The sequence below is a fragment of the Shinella lacus genome (genome assembly GCF_010994755.1).
In the GTDB taxonomy this organism is placed as follows: domain Bacteria; phylum Pseudomonadota; class Alphaproteobacteria; order Rhizobiales; family Rhizobiaceae; genus Shinella; species Shinella lacus.
Map to the genome: position 1 here is coordinate 1 of NZ_WHSB02000031.1, position 18,826 is coordinate 18,826.

At 61.1% G+C, this 18,826-nt stretch carries 16 protein-coding genes and 1 tRNA gene; 15 read left to right on the forward strand and 2 right to left on the reverse strand.

The window, feature by feature from the left end; translation table 11 throughout:
- The 11 genes from GB927_RS33795 to rpoC form a co-directional block, all read left to right on the forward strand.
- On the forward strand, positions 1-302 hold a 302-nt coding region (locus GB927_RS33795; protein ID WP_500809276.1), incomplete at its 5' end, for an EF-Tu C-terminal domain-related protein.
- A gap of 291 nt (positions 303-593) precedes the next feature.
- Entirely contained in the window at positions 594-1,250 is a 657-nt protein-coding gene (locus GB927_RS33800) for a hypothetical protein (RefSeq protein ID WP_256121531.1), read from the forward strand.
- Positions 1,251-1,385: 135 nt separating this feature from the next.
- Positions 1,386-1,461 (forward strand) — tRNA-Trp (locus GB927_RS33805).
- A 194-nt stretch (positions 1,462-1,655) separates the two neighbouring features.
- Positions 1,656-1,856: a preprotein translocase subunit SecE gene (gene secE, locus GB927_RS33810; RefSeq protein WP_256121532.1), complete on the forward strand. Its 201-nt coding sequence runs from the start codon at positions 1,656-1,658 to the stop codon at positions 1,854-1,856.
- 16 nt (positions 1,857-1,872) lie between these two features.
- Complete coding sequence (gene nusG, locus GB927_RS33815) at positions 1,873-2,403, forward strand: transcription termination/antitermination protein NusG (RefSeq protein WP_256121533.1); 531 nt, start codon at positions 1,873-1,875, stop codon at positions 2,401-2,403.
- Between the two features lie 205 nt (positions 2,404-2,608).
- A complete protein-coding gene (gene rplK, locus GB927_RS33820) occupies positions 2,609-3,040 on the forward strand; it encodes a 50S ribosomal protein L11 (RefSeq protein WP_023517311.1) in 432 nt (143 codons plus the stop codon).
- 2 nt (positions 3,041-3,042) lie between these two features.
- Positions 3,043-3,735 carry a 50S ribosomal protein L1 gene (gene rplA, locus GB927_RS33825; RefSeq protein WP_256121534.1) on the forward strand — a complete coding sequence of 231 codons (693 nt, stop codon included), beginning with the start codon at positions 3,043-3,045 and terminating at the stop codon, positions 3,733-3,735.
- 342 nt (positions 3,736-4,077) lie between these two features.
- Positions 4,078-4,596, forward strand: coding sequence for a 50S ribosomal protein L10 (gene rplJ, locus GB927_RS33830; protein WP_256121535.1), 519 nt, complete (start codon positions 4,078-4,080; stop codon positions 4,594-4,596).
- A gap of 60 nt (positions 4,597-4,656) precedes the next feature.
- Positions 4,657-5,034, forward strand: coding sequence for a 50S ribosomal protein L7/L12 (gene rplL, locus GB927_RS33835; protein WP_256121536.1), 378 nt, complete (start codon positions 4,657-4,659; stop codon positions 5,032-5,034).
- A gap of 255 nt (positions 5,035-5,289) precedes the next feature.
- Positions 5,290-9,432, forward strand: a complete 4,143-nt coding sequence (rpoB, locus tag GB927_RS33840; protein WP_256121537.1) for a DNA-directed RNA polymerase subunit beta — start codon at positions 5,290-5,292, stop codon at positions 9,430-9,432.
- A gap of 154 nt (positions 9,433-9,586) precedes the next feature.
- Entirely contained in the window at positions 9,587-13,798 is a 4,212-nt protein-coding gene (gene rpoC, locus GB927_RS33845) for a DNA-directed RNA polymerase subunit beta' (RefSeq protein WP_256121538.1), read from the forward strand.
- A gap of 77 nt (positions 13,799-13,875) precedes the next feature.
- On the opposite strand, the gene GB927_RS33850 is transcribed toward rpoC, so the two are convergent.
- A complete protein-coding gene (locus GB927_RS33850) occupies positions 13,876-14,550 on the reverse strand; it encodes a class I SAM-dependent methyltransferase (protein ID WP_256121539.1) in 675 nt (224 codons plus the stop codon).
- 198 nt (positions 14,551-14,748) lie between these two features.
- Positions 14,749-15,042, reverse strand: a complete 294-nt coding sequence (locus GB927_RS33855) for a transcriptional regulator (protein WP_256121540.1) — start codon at positions 15,040-15,042, stop codon at positions 14,749-14,751.
- Positions 15,043-15,600: 558 nt separating this feature from the next.
- On the opposite strand from GB927_RS33855, the gene rpsL reads away from it, so the two are divergent.
- From rpsL to GB927_RS33875, 4 genes are all read left to right on the forward strand, one after another.
- A complete protein-coding gene (rpsL, locus tag GB927_RS33860; protein WP_022719193.1) occupies positions 15,601-15,972 on the forward strand; it encodes a 30S ribosomal protein S12 in 372 nt (123 codons plus the stop codon).
- Positions 15,973-16,031: 59 nt separating this feature from the next.
- Complete coding sequence (gene rpsG, locus GB927_RS33865) at positions 16,032-16,502, forward strand: 30S ribosomal protein S7 (protein ID WP_256121541.1); 471 nt, start codon at positions 16,032-16,034, stop codon at positions 16,500-16,502.
- A 31-nt stretch (positions 16,503-16,533) separates the two neighbouring features.
- Entirely contained in the window at positions 16,534-18,633 is a 2,100-nt protein-coding gene (gene fusA, locus GB927_RS33870) for an elongation factor G (protein ID WP_256121542.1), read from the forward strand.
- Positions 18,634-18,699: 66 nt separating this feature from the next.
- Positions 18,700-18,826, forward strand: a 127-nt coding sequence (locus GB927_RS33875; protein ID WP_244910400.1) for a GTP-binding protein, incomplete at its 3' end; no start/stop codon positions are given.

Genomic DNA, 18,826 nt, shown 5'->3' on the forward strand with positions numbered 1-18,826 from the left:
AGCCGGGTTCGGTCAAGCCGCACAAGAAGTTCATGGCAGAAGCCTACATCCTGACGAAGGAAGAAGGCGGCCGTCATACGCCGTTCTTCACGAACTACCGTCCGCAGTTCTACTTCCGCACGACGGACGTGACGGGCATCGTTTCGCTGCCGGAAGGCACGGAAATGGTCATGCCGGGCGACAACGTCACGGTTGCCGTCGAGCTGATCGTTCCGATCGCGATGGAAGAAAAGCTGCGCTTCGCGATCCGCGAAGGCGGCCGCACCGTCGGCGCCGGCATCGTTGCTTCGATCGTCGAGTAAGCTTTAGGTCTTTGACCTGATTGAGAGCCCCGCGGGAAACCGCGGGGCTTTTTCTTTGCATGGACTGTTTTAGCCGCTGGGCATAACTCGCCAGTTCTGGGGATGGAGGCGGTGGGCGCCAGGGGGTAGGTTTGCCGCGTCGCTTCGAGCGACACGGCCAGGGCGCTGTGTGCCCAGGTCCGGCGCCGATGGATCGTTTCGATCCGGTATCTTGCGGAGGCGCCTCTGCGTGTGGCGGACACGAGGTCGTGCCGCGCGCATCACGGCAACCGGAAACAGGCCCGCACTCCCATGAACGCATTTGCACGCGCGGCGCGCGCAGCGCTCGCTGTTTCGACGATTCTTTTGATTCTTCCGGCAGCCGAAGCCCAGGCTGATGATTCTCTTTTGATATGGTCGCCGGCGAAACTCTCCAGCTATGCCTATCGCCTGCGCATGGGCGCCAAGGCCGCGACCGCTGCCGAGATGAGCGCGGGCGTCGATGTCTCCATCACCACGTCCTCCACCGGCCGGATACGCGATACACGCGACAATGCAAGGCTCTGGGCGGAACTGCGCGGGCAGGGGCATTCCGGCAGCGAGCGCAGCGCCACGGCGGGCTACAATCCCCTGACGGGGCGTGTCTCCGCCAGCGCCGGCGTCTCGCGCCGCTGGATGGCGTCGCCCTCCTTCGACGTGGTGGTCACGCCGTCCGTGTCGGCCGATGCGAATGTGCGGCACGGCTATCGCGGCTCGGTGCGCATGGTGCAGAAGGCGCAGCTCCAGGCGCTGCCGACCGGCACCTCTTTCGTCGCAGCCGGCACGGCCGTAAGCGGCGAGCGCCGGATCGGGACGGAATTCGGCATCGAGCAGCGGGTCTTCGACGGGCTTGATCTCGGTGCGTCCGTGCGGCGGCAGGAGGCCGGCCTGACCGGCACCATCCGGGCGCGCCTCCGTTTCGCCTGGTAAGGTGCGACAGGCAGCGCGCTGCGTTGTTAAACTGTGAAAAAATCTCGTCTTCGGGCTTGCCAAGTCGATCCGTGCGCCGTAAAGACGCCATGCCTTGCCGGCGACGGGCGTTTCGTTCAGGAGCGGCAAGCATCTAGGGGTATAGCTCAGTTGGTAGAGCGGCGGTCTCCAAAACCGCAGGTCGCAGGTTCGAGCCCTGCTGCCCCTGCCATTCCAAACCGGACAGCGCGGACGACTTGCAGCGACGGGGAGGGGATGGCGTGACGGCGTTCGACCGTCTAAATTCGCGAAAAGCCCGGTTGCCTCTTGTTAAAAAGGGAATCGGGCTTTATGTAGGGCAAAACAGACACGCGGTGCGTGGGGCTGATAGTTCAGCTTTACGCGCCGTAATGGCGTGGACATTCAATGGCATCGAAAACGAATCCGATTGCGTTTCTGCAGCAGGTACGCTCCGAGACGGCGAAAGTGACTTGGCCCTCGCGGCGCGAGACGATGATCTCGACCATCATGGTTTTTGTCATGGTCTTCCTTGCGGCAGTGTTCTTCTTTGCTGCTGACCAGTTGATGGGCTGGCTGATCGGCCTCGTCCTCAGCGCTAGCGCTTGATTGGTTGGAGATGAACATGGCTGCGCGTTGGTACATCGTCCACGCTTATTCGAATTTCGAAAAGAAGGTCGCCGAGGACATCGAGAACAAGGCACGTCAGAAGGGCCTTGAGCACCTGTTCGAGAAGATCATCGTGCCGACCGAAAAGGTCGTCGAGGTGCGTCGCGGCCGCAAGGTCGATTCCGAGCGCAAGTTCTTCCCGGGCTACGTGATGGTGCGGGCGAACCTGACGGACGAGGCATACCACCTCATCAAGAATACGCCGAAGGTCACGGGTTTCCTCGGTTCCGACAACAAGCCGGTTCCGATCCCTGACTCCGAGGCTGATCGCATCCTGTCGCAGGTCCAGGACGGTGTCGATCGTCCGAAGCCCTCGGTCTCCTTCGAGATCGGCGAGCAGGTTCGCGTTTCCGACGGTCCGTTCGCGTCGTTCAACGGCATCGTTCAGGACGTCGACGAGGAGCGTTCGCGCCTCAAGGTGGAAGTGTCGATCTTCGGTCGCGCCACCCCGGTCGAGCTGGAATACGCCCAGGTCGAGAAAATCTGATTTCGGCGGCGTCCTTCGGGGCGCTGCTTGTGTGAAATCCGGCCCTCGTCAGAGGGTTGGTGGCGGAGATTTCCGCCGATCGCGTGGAAGGACAGTCGCCTTATAAGCCGGGCGCCAGAAATCCGCACCACGCAACCGCAGCCGCCGGTCTTCGGACCGGCATCATGGACCGGGAAACCGGTCGCATTCTGAAAGGCAGAGAGAAATGGCTAAGAAAGTTGCAGGCCAGCTCAAGCTTCAGGTCAAGGCAGGATCGGCAAACCCGTCCCCGCCGATCGGCCCGGCGCTTGGTCAGCGTGGCATTAACATCATGGAATTCTGCAAGTCGTTCAACGCGGCTACGCAGGAAATGGAAAAGGGCATGCCGATTCCGGTCGTCATCACCTATTACCAGGACAAGTCCTTCACATTTGTGATGAAGCAGCCCCCGGTGACCTACTTCCTCAAGAAGGAAGCCAAGATCACCTCCGGTTCGAAGACCCCGGGCAAGGGTGCCACCGTCGGCAAGCTCACCAAGGCTCAGATCAAGTCGATCGCCGAAGCCAAGATGAAGGATCTCAACGCCGCCGATATCGAAGGCGCGATGGCAATGGTCGAGGGCTCCGCCCGCGCCATGGGCCTGGAAGTGGTAGGTTGATCATGGCCAAGGTAGCAAAGCGTCTCCAGAAGATCCGTGAAGGCATCGACCCGACCAAGCTCGTCGCCCTTTCCGACGCCATCGCTCTCGTCAAGGAGCGTGCCGTCGCCAAGTTCGACGAAACCATCGAAGTCGCCATGAACCTCGGCGTCGACCCGCGCCACGCAGACCAGATGGTCCGCGGCGTGGTCAACCTGCCGAACGGCACGGGCCGCGACGTTCGCGTCGCCGTCTTCGCTCGTGGCGCCAAGGCTGATGAAGCCAAGGCTGCCGGTGCTGACATCGTCGGCGCCGAAGACCTCGTCGAAATCGTCCAGGGCGGCAAGATCGATTTCGATCGCTGCATCGCCACCCCGGACATGATGCCGCTCGTCGGCCGCCTCGGTAAGGTTCTCGGCCCGCGCGGCATGATGCCGAACCCGAAGGTCGGCACCGTGACCATGGACGTCACCGGCGCCGTCAAGGCATCCAAGGGCGGTGCTGTCGAGTTCCGCGTCGAGAAGGCTGGTATCATCCACGCCGGCATCGGCAAGGCTTCCTTCGACGCCAAGGCTCTGGAAGAGAACATCAAGGCATTCGCCGACGCGGTCATCAAGGCCAAGCCGACGGGCGCCAAGGGCAACTACGTCAAGCGCGTAGCCATCTCTTCAACGATGGGCCCGGGCGTCAAGATCGACCCGGCAACCGTCGCCTAATTTACGGCTCGGCTCCGGCCGAACCGCAACAGAATTCCCGGCCTTGTCTGGCCGGGGATTTCCGGGGCAACCCGGAACTCCTGTCCGAGATTGCAGGTGGTTATCCCTTAATCACTTTAGCCTGCATGAGACGGGGTGAGACCTGGATTTCTTCCGCGTCGGATGACGCCGAAATTCGGTTCGAACCTACCTTACCTTGTGTCGCGGCCATCCGGTCGAGCGCGGGGGGACAGGATCCTCGAGCGTCGCTCGGGATCCCTTTTGAAGCGGATCCCTGGCGGCAAAGGTAAACCCGGCAGGTCCCGTGAGAAGTCACGGTCCTGTCAACTGGAGATAGGCACAGTGGAAAGAGCGGAAAAACGCGAATTCGTCACGGAGCTGAACGAAGTCTTCAAGGCTTCCGGTTCGGTTGTCGTGGCCCGCTACGCCGGTATCACCGTCGCACAGATGAACGATCTTCGTACGAAGATGCGTGCAGCGGGCGGTACCGTCAAGGTCGCGAAGAACCGCCTGGCCAAAATTGCCCTTCAGGGTACGGAGTCGGAAGGGATGTCTGATCTCTTCCAGGGTCAGACGCTCATTGCTTACGCAAATGATCCGATGATTGCTCCCAAGGTAGCCATGGATTTCGCCAAGACCAACGACAAGCTCGTTGTTCTCGGTGGTGCCATGGGTGCGACCACACTCGACGCTGATGCAGTCAAGTCGCTTGCGACCCTGCCTTCGCTCGACGAGCTTCGTGCAAAGCTCCTGGGCCTGCTTGCAGCCCCGGCCACGCGCGTCGCCACGGTCGTTGCAGCACCGGCAAGCCAGCTTGCTCGTGTGTTCGCCGCCTACGCCAAGAAGGACGAAGCCGCTTGAGGCGGTTTTTCGCTGTAAATCAAACTAACCAGTTCGAACCGAATATAAGGAACTATGACAATGGCTGATCTCGCAAAGATCGTAGAAGACCTCTCCTCGCTGACCGTTCTGGAAGCTGCTGAGCTTTCCAAGCTGCTCGAAGAGAAGTGGGGCGTTTCGGCTGCTGCACCGGTAGCCGTCGCTGCTGCTGGCGGTGGCGCTGCTGCTGCTGTGGTCGAAGAAGAAAAGACCGAGTTCGACGTCATCCTCGTTGAGGCCGGCGCCAACAAGATCAACGTCATCAAGGAAGTCCGCGCCATCACCGGCCTCGGCCTCAAGGAAGCCAAGGACCTCGTCGAAGGCGCTCCGAAGGCTGTCAAGGAAGCCGTCTCGAAGGGCGAAGCTGCCGACCTCAAGAAGAAGCTTGAAGACGCCGGCGCCAAGGTCGACGTTAAGTAATACCGGAATGCGATGGGGGAGGGTGAAAACCCTCTCCCATTGATGATTCCTCCGAACTGATTACCCAAAAGCCGTGAAAACCGGCTTTTGGGTAATGGGTTCTTCAAGAGGATGGTCTTCTACCCAAGCGATCGGGCAATCCGGCCCGTGGCTTAGGCGGTAAGACGAGATTGAACAAACCCATGATAGACGGGATCGACTGGCCAGCGAACCCCGTCCGTTGCAGGCCCGGATGCAAATTTTGAAGGAGCGACGATGGCTCAGACCCTTTCGTTTAACGGTCGTAGGCGCGTACGCAAGTTTTTTGGTAAAATCCCTGAAGTCGCAGTCATGCCGAACCTCATCGAGGTTCAGAAAGCATCTTACGACCAGTTTCTGATGGTTGAAGAGCCCGCCGGCGGTCGTCCGGAAGAGGGCCTCCAGTCCGTTTTCAAGTCGGTCTTCCCGATCACCGACTTCTCCGGCGCTTCCATGCTCGAATTCGTCTCCTACGAATTCGAACAGCCGAAGTTCGACGTCGAGGAATGCCGCCAGCGTGACCTGACCTATGCAGCGCCCCTCAAGGTGACGCTGCGCCTCATCGTGTTCGATATCGACGAGGATACCGGCGCGAAGTCGATCAAGGACATCAAGGAACAGAACGTCTACATGGGCGACATGCCGCTCATGACCGACAACGGTACGTTCATCGTCAACGGCACCGAGCGCGTCATCGTCTCCCAGATGCACCGTTCGCCGGGCGTGTTCTTCGACCACGACAAGGGCAAGAGCCACTCTTCCGGCAAGCTGCTCTTCGCTGCCCGCGTCATCCCGTATCGCGGTTCCTGGCTCGACATCGAGTTCGACGCCAAGGACATCGTGCATGCGCGCATCGACCGCCGCCGCAAGATCCCCGTCACGTCGCTGCTCATGGCACTCGGCATGGACGGTGAAGAAATCCTGTCGACCTTCTACACGAAGTCGTTCTACCAGCGCGACGGCGAAGGCTGGCGCGTGCCCTTCAATCCGGACGCGCTGAAAGGCCAGAAGGCCGTCTCGGACATGGTGGACGCCGACACCGGCGAAGTCGTCGTGGAAATCGGCAAGAAGCTGACGCCGCGCCTCCTGAAGACGCTCTCCGAAAAGGGCCTCAAGGCCCTCAAGGCGACCGACGACGAGCTCTACGGCAACTACCTCGCCGAAGACATCGTCAACTTCTCGACGGGTGAGATCTACCTCGAAGCCGGCGACGAAATCGACGAGAAGACCCTCCCGGTCATCCTGTCGGCCGGTTTCGACGAGATCCCCGTCCTCGACATCGACCACATCAACGTCGGCGCCTACATCCGCTCGACGCTGGCCGTGGACAAGAACGAGAACCGCCAGGACGCGCTGTTCGACATCTACCGCGTCATGCGCCCGGGTGAACCGCCGACGATGGATTCGGCCGAAGCCATGTTCAACACGCTGTTCTTCGATGCGGAGCGTTACGACCTCTCCGCCGTCGGCCGCGTGAAGATGAACATGCGCCTCGACCTCGACGTCGCCGACACGGTCCGTACGCTGCGCAAGGACGACATCCTGGCCGTGGTCCGGATGCTGGTCGAACTGCGCGACGGCAAGGGCGAGATCGACGACATCGACAACCTCGGCAACCGCCGTGTTCGTTCGGTCGGCGAATTGATGGAGAACCAGTACCGTCTCGGCCTGCTGCGCATGGAGCGCGCGATCAAGGAACGCATGTCCTCGATCGAGATCGACACGGTGATGCCGCAGGACCTGATCAATGCGAAGCCGGCTGCTGCCGCGGTTCGCGAATTCTTCGGCTCCTCGCAGCTCTCCCAGTTCATGGACCAGGTGAACCCGCTCTCGGAAATCACCCACAAGCGCCGTCTTTCGGCTCTTGGCCCGGGTGGTCTGACCCGCGAGCGCGCCGGCTTCGAAGTCCGCGACGTTCACCCGACCCACTACGGCCGTATCTGCCCGATCGAAACGCCGGAAGGCCCGAACATCGGTCTGATCAACTCGCTCGCAACCTTCGCCCGCGTCAACAAGTACGGCTTCATCGAAAGCCCGTACCGCAAGATCACGGACGGCAAGGTCACGACCGAAGTGGTCTACCTCTCGGCCATGGAAGAAGCGAAGTACTACGTCGCCCAGGCAAACTCGGAACTCACCTCGGACGGTTCGTTCGTGGAAGAATTCGTCGTTTGCCGTCACTCGGGCGAAGTGATGCTCGCGCCGCGCGACACGGTCAACCTGATGGACGTTTCGCCGAAGCAGCTCGTTTCGGTCGCAGCCGCGCTCATCCCGTTCCTTGAGAACGACGACGCGAACCGCGCGCTCATGGGCTCGAACATGCAGCGCCAGGCCGTGCCGCTCCTGCGGGCCGAAGCCCCGTTCGTCGGCACCGGCATGGAACCGGTCGTTGCCCGTGACTCGGGCGCTGCCATCGCGGCCCGCCGCGGCGGCGTCGTCGACCAGGTCGACGCGACCCGTATCGTTATCCGCGCTACCGAAGACCTCGATCCGTCGAAGTCCGGCGTCGATATCTACCGCCTGCAGAAGTTCCAGCGCTCCAACCAGAACACCTGCGTCAACCAGCGCCCGCTGGTCACCGTCGGCGACGTTCTGAACAAGGGCGACATCATCGCGGACGGTCCGTCGACCGACCTCGGCGACCTGGCACTCGGCCGCAACGCGCTCGTCGCGTTCATGCCGTGGAACGGCTACAACTACGAGGACTCGATCCTCCTGTCCGAACGCATCGTGCGCGATGACGTCTTCACCTCGATCCATATCGAAGAGTTCGAAGTCATGGCCCGCGACACCAAGCTCGGTCCGGAAGAAATCACGCGTGACATTCCGAACGTGTCGGAAGAAGCGCTGAAGAACCTCGACGAAGCCGGTATCGTGTACATCGGTGCGGAAGTTCAGCCCGGCGACATCCTCGTCGGCAAGATCACGCCGAAGGGCGAAAGCCCGATGACGCCGGAAGAAAAGCTTCTGCGCGCCATCTTCGGCGAAAAGGCTTCCGACGTGCGCGACACCTCCATGCGCATGCCGCCCGGCACCTTCGGCACCGTCGTCGAAGTTCGCGTCTTCAACCGCCATGGCGTGGAGAAGGACGAACGTGCAATGGCGATCGAGCGCGAAGAGATCGAGCGTCTGGCGAAGGACCGCGACGACGAGCAGGCGATCCTCGACCGTAACGTCTACGGCCGCCTGATCGACATGCTGCGCGGCAACGTCGCCGTTGCCGGCCCGAAGAGCTTCAAGAAAGGCACCGAGCTTTCGAACGCCGTCGTCTCCGAATATCCCCGCTCGCAGTGGTGGATGTTCGCCGTCGAGGACGAGAAGGTTCAGGGCGAGATCGAAGCGCTCCGTGGCCAGTACGACGAATCCAAGTCGCGCCTTGAACAGCGCTTCATGGACAAGGTCGAAAAGGTTCAGCGCGGCGACGAAATGCCCCCGGGCGTCATGAAGATGGTCAAGGTCTTCGTCGCTGTGAAGCGCAAGATCCAGCCGGGCGACAAGATGGCCGGCCGTCACGGCAACAAGGGTGTGGTTTCGCGCATCGTTCCGATCGAAGACATGCCGTTCCTGGAAGACGGCACGCATGTCGACGTCGTTCTGAACCCGCTGGGCGTGCCTTCGCGCATGAACGTCGGCCAGATCCTGGAAACGCATCTCGGTTGGGCTTGCGCCGGCATGGGCAAGCAGATCGGCGCGATGCTCGACGCCTACAAGGCAGGTGCCGAAATCCAGCCGCTGCGCGATGTCATCGACAGCGTCATCGGTTCCGGCCCGAAGGGCGAGCCGATCAAGCAGTATGACGACGAGTCCATCGTCCGCCTTGCGGAACAGACCCGTCGTGGTGTGTCGATCGCGACCCCCGTCTTCGACGGCGCCGTCGAGAAGGACGTCAACGAGATGCTCGAACAGGCCGGCCTCAAGGTCACCGGCCAGTCGACGCTCTATGACGGCCGGACCGGCGACCAGTTCGACCGCCAGGTGACCGTCGGCTACATCTACATGCTGAAGCTGAACCACCTTGTGGACGACAAGATCCACGCCCGTTCGATCGGCCCGTACTCGCTCGTTACCCAGCAGCCGCTGGGCGGCAAGGCGCAGTTCGGCGGCCAGCGCTTCGGGGAAATGGAGGTCTGGGCGCTCGAAGCCTACGGCGCCGCCTATACGCTGCAGGAAATGCTGACTGTGAAGTCGGACGACGTCGCGGGCCGCACCAAGGTGTACGAGGCGATCGTTCGTGGCGACGACACGTTCGAAGCGGGCATTCCGGAGAGCTTCAACGTTCTCGTCAAGGAAATGCGCTCGCTCGGCCTGTCGGTCGAACTCGAGAACTCCAAGCTCGACGCAGCCAACGAAGCCGGCCAGCTTCCGGACGCCGCGGAATAATCATGATCGGGTGCGCGCCTTCAGGGCGCGCACCGTTTCCGCTCCGCCCGCTCGGGCTGGGGCGGCTCATCCGTTTCAAGCAGCCTTGCGGCACCCGGGTATCGCCGCAATCGCTTGCTAAGCAGAGGGCCAATGGCCCACGAAGGAGATAGGCATGAACCAAGAGGTCATGAACCTTTTCAATCCGCAGGTGCCTGCGCAGACGTTCGATTCCATCCGGATCTCGATCGCTTCTCCGGAAAAGATTCTTTCCTGGTCTTACGGTGAGATCAAGAAGCCGGAAACGATCAACTATCGCACGTTCAAGCCGGAACGCGACGGTCTGTTCTGCGCGCGCATCTTCGGCCCGATCAAGGACTACGAGTGCCTGTGCGGCAAGTACAAGCGCATGAAGTACAAGGGCATCATCTGCGAAAAGTGCGGCGTCGAAGTCACGCTGTCGCGCGTTCGCCGCGAGCGCATGGGCCATATCGAGCTCGCCGCGCCCGTCGCCCACATCTGGTTCCTGAAGTCGCTTCCCTCGCGTATCTCGACTTTGCTCGACATGACGCTGAAGGATGTCGAGCGCGTTCTCTATTTCGAGAACTACATCGTGACCGAGCCGGGCCTGACCGCGCTCAAGGAAAACCAGCTTCTTTCCGAAGAAGAATACATGATCGCCGTCGATGAATATGGTGAAGACCAGTTCACCGCGATGATCGGCGCCGAGGCCATCTACGAGATGCTTGCCTCGATGAATCTCGAGAAGATCGCTGGCGATCTGCGTTCGGATCTGGCCGAGACCACCTCGGATCTGAAGCAGAAGAAGCTGATGAAGCGCCTGAAGATCGTCGAGAACTTCATGGAATCCGGCAACCGTCCGGAATGGATGATCATGAAGGTCGTCCCGGTGATCCCGCCGGACCTGCGTCCGCTGGTTCCGCTGGACGGCGGCCGCTTCGCGACGTCGGACCTGAACGATCTGTACCGCCGCGTCATCAACCGCAACAACCGTCTGAAGCGCCTCATCGAGCTTCGCGCACCGGGCATCATCATCCGCAACGAGAAGCGCATGCTTCAGGAATCGGTTGACGCCCTGTTCGACAACGGCCGCCGTGGTCGCGTCATCACGGGTGCCAACAAGCGTCCGCTGAAGTCGCTGTCCGACATGCTCAAGGGCAAGCAGGGCCGCTTCCGCCAGAACCTTCTCGGCAAGCGCGTCGACTATTCCGGCCGTTCGGTCATCGTGACCGGTCCGGAACTGAAGCTGCACCAGTGCGGCCTGCCGAAGAAGATGGCGCTCGAACTGTTCAAGCCGTTCATCTACGCCCGCCTCGACGCCAAGGGTTACTCCTCGACCGTCAAGCAGGCCAAGAAGCTCGTTGAAAAGGAAAAGCCGGAAGTCTGGGATATCCTCGACGAGGTCATCCGCGAACATCCGGTTCTGTTGAACCGCGCACCGACGCTGCACCGCCTGGGCATCCAGGCCTTCGAACCGACGCTGGTCGAAGGCAAGGCCATCCAGCTGCACCCGCTCGTCTGCACGGCCTTCAACGCCGACTTCGACGGTGACCAGATGGCTGTTCACGTTCCGCTCTCGCTGGAAGCCCAGCTGGAAGCGCGCGTGCTCATGATGTCGACCAACAACATCCTGCATCCGGCAAACGGCGCGCCGATCATCGTTCCTTCGCAGGACATGGTTCTCGGCCTGTACTATCTGTCGATCCAGAACCAGAACGAGCCGGGCGAAGGCATGGCCTTCTCCGACATGGGCGAACTGCATCACGCTCTGGAAAACAAGGTCGTCACGCTGCATGCCAAGATCAAGGGCCGCTACAAGTCGGTCGATGGTGAAGGCAAGCCCTACACCAAGATCTTCGAAACGACGCCCGGCCGCATGATCATCGGCGAACTGCTGCCGAAGAACGGCAACATTCCGTTCGACATCTGCAACCAGGAAATGACCAAGAAGAACATCTCCAAGATGATCGACTCGGTCTACCGTCACTGCGGCCAGAAAGACACGGTCATCTTCTGCGACCGCATCATGCAGCTTGGCTTCGTCCACGCCTGCCGCGCCGGCATTTCGTTCGGCAAGGACGACATGGTCATTCCGGAAACCAAGGTGAAGATCGTTGGCGACACCGAAAACCTGGTGAAGGAATACGAGCAGCAGTACAATGACGGCCTGATCACCCAGGGCGAAAAGTACAACAAGGTCGTCGACGCCTGGGGCAAGGCCACCGAGAAGGTCGCGGAAGACATGATGGCCCGCATCAAGGCCGTCGAGTTCGACCCCGCGACCGGTCGCCAGAAGCCGATGAACGCCATCTACATGATGTCGCACTCCGGCGCCCGCGGCTCTCCGAGCCAGATGCGTCAGCTTGGCGGCATGCGCGGCCTCATGGCCAAGCCGTCGGGCGAGATCATCGAAACGCCGATCATCTCGAACTTCAAGGAAGGCCTGACCGTTAACGAGTACTTCAACTCGACGCACGGTGCCCGCAAGGGTCTGGCAGACACCGCCTTGAAGACCGCGAACTCCGGTTACCTGACCCGCCGTCTCGTCGACGTCGCGCAGGATTGCATCGTCACGCATGTCGACTGCGGCACGGAAACGGGCCTCACGATGACGGCGATCGTCGATGCCGGCCAGGTCGTGGCTTCGATCGGCACCCGCGTGCTCGGCCGTACCGCGCTGGACGATATCGATCACCCGGTCACGGGTGAGCGCATCGTCGATGCGGGCCGGATGATCCTCGAGGCCGACGTCGTCCAGATCGAAAAGGCTGGTATCCAGTCGATCCGCATCCGTTCGGCGCTGACCTGCGAAATCCAGACCGGCGTCTGCGGCGTCTGCTACGGTCGCGACCTTGCACGCGGCACGCCCGTCAACATGGGCGAAGCCGTCGGCGTCATCGCGGCGCAGTCGATCGGTGAACCGGGCACCCAGCTCACCATGCGTACCTTCCACCTGGGCGGCACGGCGACCGTGGTCGACCAGTCGTTCCTGGAAGCGTCGTATGAAGGCACGGTGCAGATCAAGAACCGCAACATGCTGCGCAACTCCGAAGGCGTTCTCGTCGCAATGGGCCGCAACATGGCGATCCAGATCCTCGACGAGCGCGGCGTGGAACGCTCCTCGCAGCGCGTCGCCTACGGTTCGAAGATTTTCGTCGACGATGCCGACAAGGTGAAGCGCGGCCAGCGTCTCGCCGAGTGGGACCCCTACACCCGTCCGATGATGACGGAAGTCGAGGGCACCGTTCACTTCGAAGACGTGGTCGACGGTATCTCGGTTCTGGAATCGACGGACGAATCCACGGGCATCACCAAGCGTTCGGTCATCGACTGGCGCTCGACGCCGCGCGGTACGGACCTGAAGCCGGCGATCATCATCAAGGACAAGAATGGCGCCGTTGCCAAGCTGTCCCGCGGTGGCGAAGCCCGCTTCCTGCTCTCGGTCGACGCGATCCTGTCGGTCGAACCGGGCCAGAAGGTCTCGCAGGGTGACGTTCTTGCCCGCTCGCCGCTGGAAAGCGCCAAGACCAAGGACATCACCGGTGGTCTGCCGCGCGTTGCCGAACTGTTCGAAGCTCGTCGTCCGAAGGACCACGCCATCATCGCTGAGATCGATGGTACGGTTCGCTTCGGCCGCGACTACAAGAACAAGCGTCGCGTGATGATCGAGCCGGCGGAAGATGGTGTCGAGCCGGTCGAATACCTGATCCCGAAGGGCAAGCCCTTCCACCTTCAGGACGGCGACTACATCGAAAAGGGTGACTACATCCTCGACGGCAACCCGGCGCCGCACGACATCCTGGCGATCAAGGGCGTGGAAGCACTCGCTTCCTACCTCGTGAACGAAATCCAGGAAGTCTACCGTCTGCAGGGCGTTGTGATCAACGACAAGCACATCGAGGTGATCGTTCGCCAGATGCTGCAGAAGGTCGAGATCACGGATGCCGGCGACTCGACCTACATCGTCGGCGACAACGTCGACCGTATCGAGCTCGAAGACGTCAACGACGGCCTGATCGAGGAAGGCAAGAAGCCGGCTTACGGCGATCCGGTCCTCCTCGGCATCACCAAGGCGTCGCTGCAGACCCCGTCGTTCATCTCGGCCGCATCCTTCCAGGAAACCACCAAGGTTCTCACGGAAGCTGCGATCGCCGGCAAGACCGACGGCCTGCAGGGTCTCAAGGAAAACGTCATCGTCGGCCGCCTCATCCCGGCCGGTACGGGCGGCACCATGACCCAGATCCGCCGCATCGCGACGGCTCGCGACGAGATGATCCTCGACGAGCGCCGCAAGTCGACGGGTGCAGGCGTTGCAACCCCGATGCTGGCGGACCTCGCCGGCGGCGAGAACGCCGCAGCCGAATAAGCTGTCGTTCTTTTAAAGATGAAAAAGCCGCCCGAGCGTTTCGGGCGGCTTTTTGTTTATGGGAGACGGGGCAGCGCCTAGGGCTTGTAGCCGATCGCCCTGACCTGGCTGACGCCCGTCATTACCCGTCCATAGGCAATGCAGATGAGGTTCATCATCCGCTTGCCGACGATGGGGCCGACGATCCACCAGTAGCGCGGCCAGCGGTGGTGGACCGGCGCCGCGGCGATCCCGGTGAAACCGGCACGCTTCAGCAGATTGCCGAGGTTGCTGGGCGACCAGGTGAACAGGTGGAAGTTCGGCTCGTCCTCGCGGTAGCCTATCTTGAAGGACTCGTTCGGCGTCACGAGCACGACCTTGCCGCCCTTGCGGAGCTTGGTGAACATCTGCCGCACCATGCCGAGTGGATCGTCGACATGCTCAAGCGCATGGTGGGAGATGATGGTGTCGGCCCAGCCGTCCTCGATCTGATCAAGGCTCCCGAAGACCCGGATGCCGTTCTTGCGGGCCGCCGCGGCGGCCGCCTCGTTGACCTCGACACCAACGCGCTCTTTCACGTCGAGGCTGGAGAGGATGTAGCCGCCACCGCAGCCGAAATCGATCACGCGGTCCGACGGACCGACGAATTTCTCGAACTTCAGGCGATCGAAGTAAGCCGCATAGCGCTGGTGTTCGAACGTCTTGTCGAAATAGCTCTTGTCGTAATAGTCGTTCTTTTCGCCAACCGCTGTCGCTGTATCGGAAACGGTCATCTTTTCCCCCGTTAGGCCAGGCCGGACAGGCTGAGCGACCATGTCGACCACCATGCCCGAGCCCCCGGAGGCTGATAAGCCGCCAATAGGGCGTAGAACCTCACCTGAACGGATAGGAGCCTACTACCCCTTGCTGCCGGCAGAGGCGGGCGACACGCCTCTGCCAAGGGGAGCAATCGGACTGACGGGGGCGCGGCGTCACGCGAAGCGGATGATCGCCACTTCCCCTTCGAGCGCGCCGCGATAGGCCGACGCATGTGGCTCCTCGTCCGGCACGTCGTTCAGCGTGCCGATCTGGTCAAGGTCTGCCTCAAGGAAGCCTTCCTCCGAAAGGGCGTTCAGCGCCTCGCGCACGGCGCTGTCGTCGTCCGGCGCGCGCAGCATGACGTGGATGTCGATGCCCTCGTCGCCGTCGCGCTCATAGGCCTTGCCGATGATGATGAAGACCATCGGGTCGTCGAGCGTATTGTTGTCGTTGTCGGCACTGGCCATGGCAGGCTCCTTTCGGGATGAAATGATGCAAGCTCTATAAAGGGTAGGGCGGTCGGACCCAATCGCAAAAATCACGATCCCGTCAAAAGCCGCGCTGCAAGAGAATCGGTGGATGTAATTAGCGCGGAGCGACTCTTCCGGTTGATTCCTTGTTCATGCTTTCTTAATGCAGATCGGCGAAGGCTGGTTGTCTGAAAATCGCCGTGAAGAGGGCAGGGGTGCACCCTGAAAGCCCTGCTTCTCAGGCAAAGCAGGCATTCCCGGGCAGGATTCTTTCGCGCCGCCCCTTGACCTTTCGCCCTTTAATCAGTAGACCGCCCGCTATCAGAGCCTATGTGAGGCTGGCTGGTTCGGAACGACTCGTTCTGGAGTTCGCCTCAAACAGGGCTCGACGCACGTTGAGAACATGAATGCTGCACGCATGACGCGGTTATCGCGTCCTCTGCCTATGAAGGTCATCCGCAAAAGCGGATCGGCCTTTTATTGCGCATGAACACGCGTGTGGCCATGTATCCGCCCGCAAGGGTAAACGAGACTAGATTTGCAAGGGATGGTTAAATGCCTACCGTAAACCAGTTGATCCGCAAGCCGCGCCAGGCGTCGGTAAAGCGCAACAAGGTTCCTGCTCTGCAGGAAAACCCACAGAAGCGCGGCGTTTGCACCCGCGTCTACACGACGACCCCGAAGAAGCCGAACTCGGCTCTGCGTAAGGTCGCCAAGATCCGCCTGACCAATGGCTTCGAAGTCATCGGCTACATTCCGGGCGAAGGCCACAACCTGCAGGAACACTCCGTCGTCATGATCCGTGGCGGCCGCGTAAAGGACTTGCCGGGCGTTCGTTACCACATCATCCGCGGCGTTCTCGACACCCAGGGCGTCAAGAACCGCAAGCAGCGCCGCTCCAAGTACGGCGCGAAGCGTCCGAAATAATAAGTCAACCGGCGCCATTTCGCTGGTCAGATCAGTTACAAGTTTGAGAGACAAAAAGTATGTCCCGTCGCCATAGAGCAGAAAAGCGCGAGATCAACCCGGACCCGAAGTTCGGCGATCTCGTAGTCACCAAGTTCATGAATGCCATCATGCTGGACGGCAAGAAGTCCGTCGCCGAAACGATCGTTTACGGCGCCTTCGATGTCGTTCAGGGCAAGGCTAAAGCGGACCCGGTCACGGTGTTCCATTCGGCTCTGGACAACGTTGCGCCGCACGTCGAAGTGCGTTCGCGCCGCGTTGGTGGTGCGACCTACCAGGTTCCGGTCGATGTTCGTCCGGAGCGCCGCCAGGCTCTCGCAATCCGTTGGCTGATCGCAGCTGCCCGCAAGCGTAACGAAACGACCATGGTCGAGCGCCTCTCCGGCGAACTCATGGACGCAGCGAACAATCGCGGCAGCGCCGTCAAGAAGCGCGAAGATACGCACAAGATGGCTGACGCCAACCGTGCCTTCTCGCACTACCGCTGGTAACCGAAACTAGACGTCTCGAAAGGAGTCCCAGATGGCTCGCGAATATAAAATCGAAGACTACCGAAATTTCGGTATCATGGCGCATATCGACGCCGGCAAGACGACGACGACCGAGCGTATCCTTTACTACACCGGCAAGTCCCACAAGATCGGCGAAGTCCATGACGGCGCCGCTACGATGGACTGGATGGAGCAGGAGCAGGAACGCGGCATCACGATCACGTCCGCTGCCACCACGACCTACTGGAAGGGCCGTGACGGCAAGACCCGCCGCTTCAACATCATCGACACCCCCGGCCACGTCGACTTCACCATCGAAGTCGAGCGTTCGCTGCGCGTTCTCGACGGTGCGATCGCCCTTCTCGATGCCAACGCCGGCGTAGAGCCGCAGACGGAAACCGTCTGGCGTCAGGCTGAGAAGTACAACGTTCCGCGCATGATCTTCTGCAACAAGATGGACAAGACCGGTGCGGACTTCTACCGCTCGGTGTCCATGATCAAGTCGCGCCTCGGTGCGATCCCGGTCGTCATGCAGCTGCCGATCGGCGCCGAGACCGAGTTCAAGGGCGTCGTCGACCTGATCGAGATGAACGCTCTCGTCTGGCGCGATGAATCGCTCGGCGCCCAGTGGGACGTCGTCGAAATCCCGGAAGACATGAAGGCCCAGGCCGAAGAATACCGCGAGAAGCTCATCGAGACCGTCGTCGAAATCGACGAAGCCGCGATGGAAGCCTATCTCGAAGGCAACTACCCGGACAACGACCAGATCCGTGCGCTCGTTCGCCGCGGCACCATCGACGTGAAGTTCCACCCGATGTTCTGCGGTACCGCGTTCAAGAACAAGGGCGTTCAGCCGCTGCTCGACGCCGTCGTCGATTACCTGCCGTCCCCGGCAGACATCCCGGCGATCAAGGGCATCGACGTCAAGACGGAAGCCGAAATCGAGCGTCACGCTGACGACGCCGAGCCGCTTTCCATGCTCGCGTTCAAGATCATGAACGACCCCTTCGTCGGTTCGCTCACCTTCGCCCGCATCTATTCCGGCAAGCTCGAAAAGGGCACGTCGGTCATGAACACGGTCAAGGAAAAGCGCGAGCGCGTCGGCCGTATGCTGCAGATGCATTCCAACTCGCGTGAAGACATCGAAGAAGCCTTTGCAGGCGACATCGTTGCTCTCGCCGGCCTCAAGGACACGACGACGGGCGACACGCTCTGCGATCCCCTGAAGCCGGTCATCCTCGAGCGCATGGAATTCCCTGAGCCGGTCATCCAGATCGCGATCGAGCCTAAGACCAAGAACGACCAGGAAAAGATGGGCCTCGCGCTCAACCGCCTGGCCGCCGAAGACCCGTCCTTCCGCGTCAAGACCGACGAAGAGTCGGGCCAGACGATCATCGCAGGCATGGGTGAACTTCACCTCGACATCATCGTCGATCGCATGCGTCGCGAGTTCAAGGTCGAAGCCAATGTCGGCGCCCCGCAGGTTGCCTACCGCGAAACCATCACGCGCAAGACCGAAAAGGACTACACGCACAAGAAGCAGACCGGTGGTACCGGCCAGTTCGCCCGCGTGAAGCTCGTTTTCGAACCGAACCCGGAAGGCGAAGACTTCCTGTTCGAATCCAAGATCGTCGGCGGTTCCGTTCCGAAGGAATATATCCCGGGCGTTCAGAAGGGTATCGAAAGCGTTTTGTCCTCGGGTCCGCTCGCAGGCTTCCCGATGCTCGGCGTCAAGGCGACGCTCATCGACGGCGCCTTCCACGACGTCGACTCCTCGGTCCTCGCCTTCGAAATCGCATCGCGTGCCTGCTTCCGTGAAGCGTCGCGTGAAGCCGGCGCCCAGCTGCTGGAACCGATGATGAAGGTCGAAGTCGTCACGCCGGAAGACTATGTCGGCGACGTCATCGGCGACCTGAACTCCCGTCGTGGCCAGATCCAGGGCCAGGAATCGCGCGGCGTCGCCGTCGTGATCTCCGCCAACGTGCCGCTGGCCAACATGTTCAAGTACGTGGACAACCTGCGCTCGATGTCGCAGGGCCGCGCCCAGTACACGATGACCTTCGATCACTATGCGCCGGTTCCCTCGAACGTCGCGCAGGAAATCCAGGCAAAGTACTCCGGTCAGAAGTGACCGGGGTACGCCCCTAAGAAAATTGTATGAATTTCCCTTCGCGGGACAAGGAACGGAGAGCCGGAAATGGCAAAGAGCAAGTTTGAGCGCAACAAGCCTCACGTAAACATCGGCACGATCGGCCACGTCGACCATGGCAAGACGTCGCTGACGGCCGCGATCACGAAGTATTTCGGCGAATACAAGGCGTATG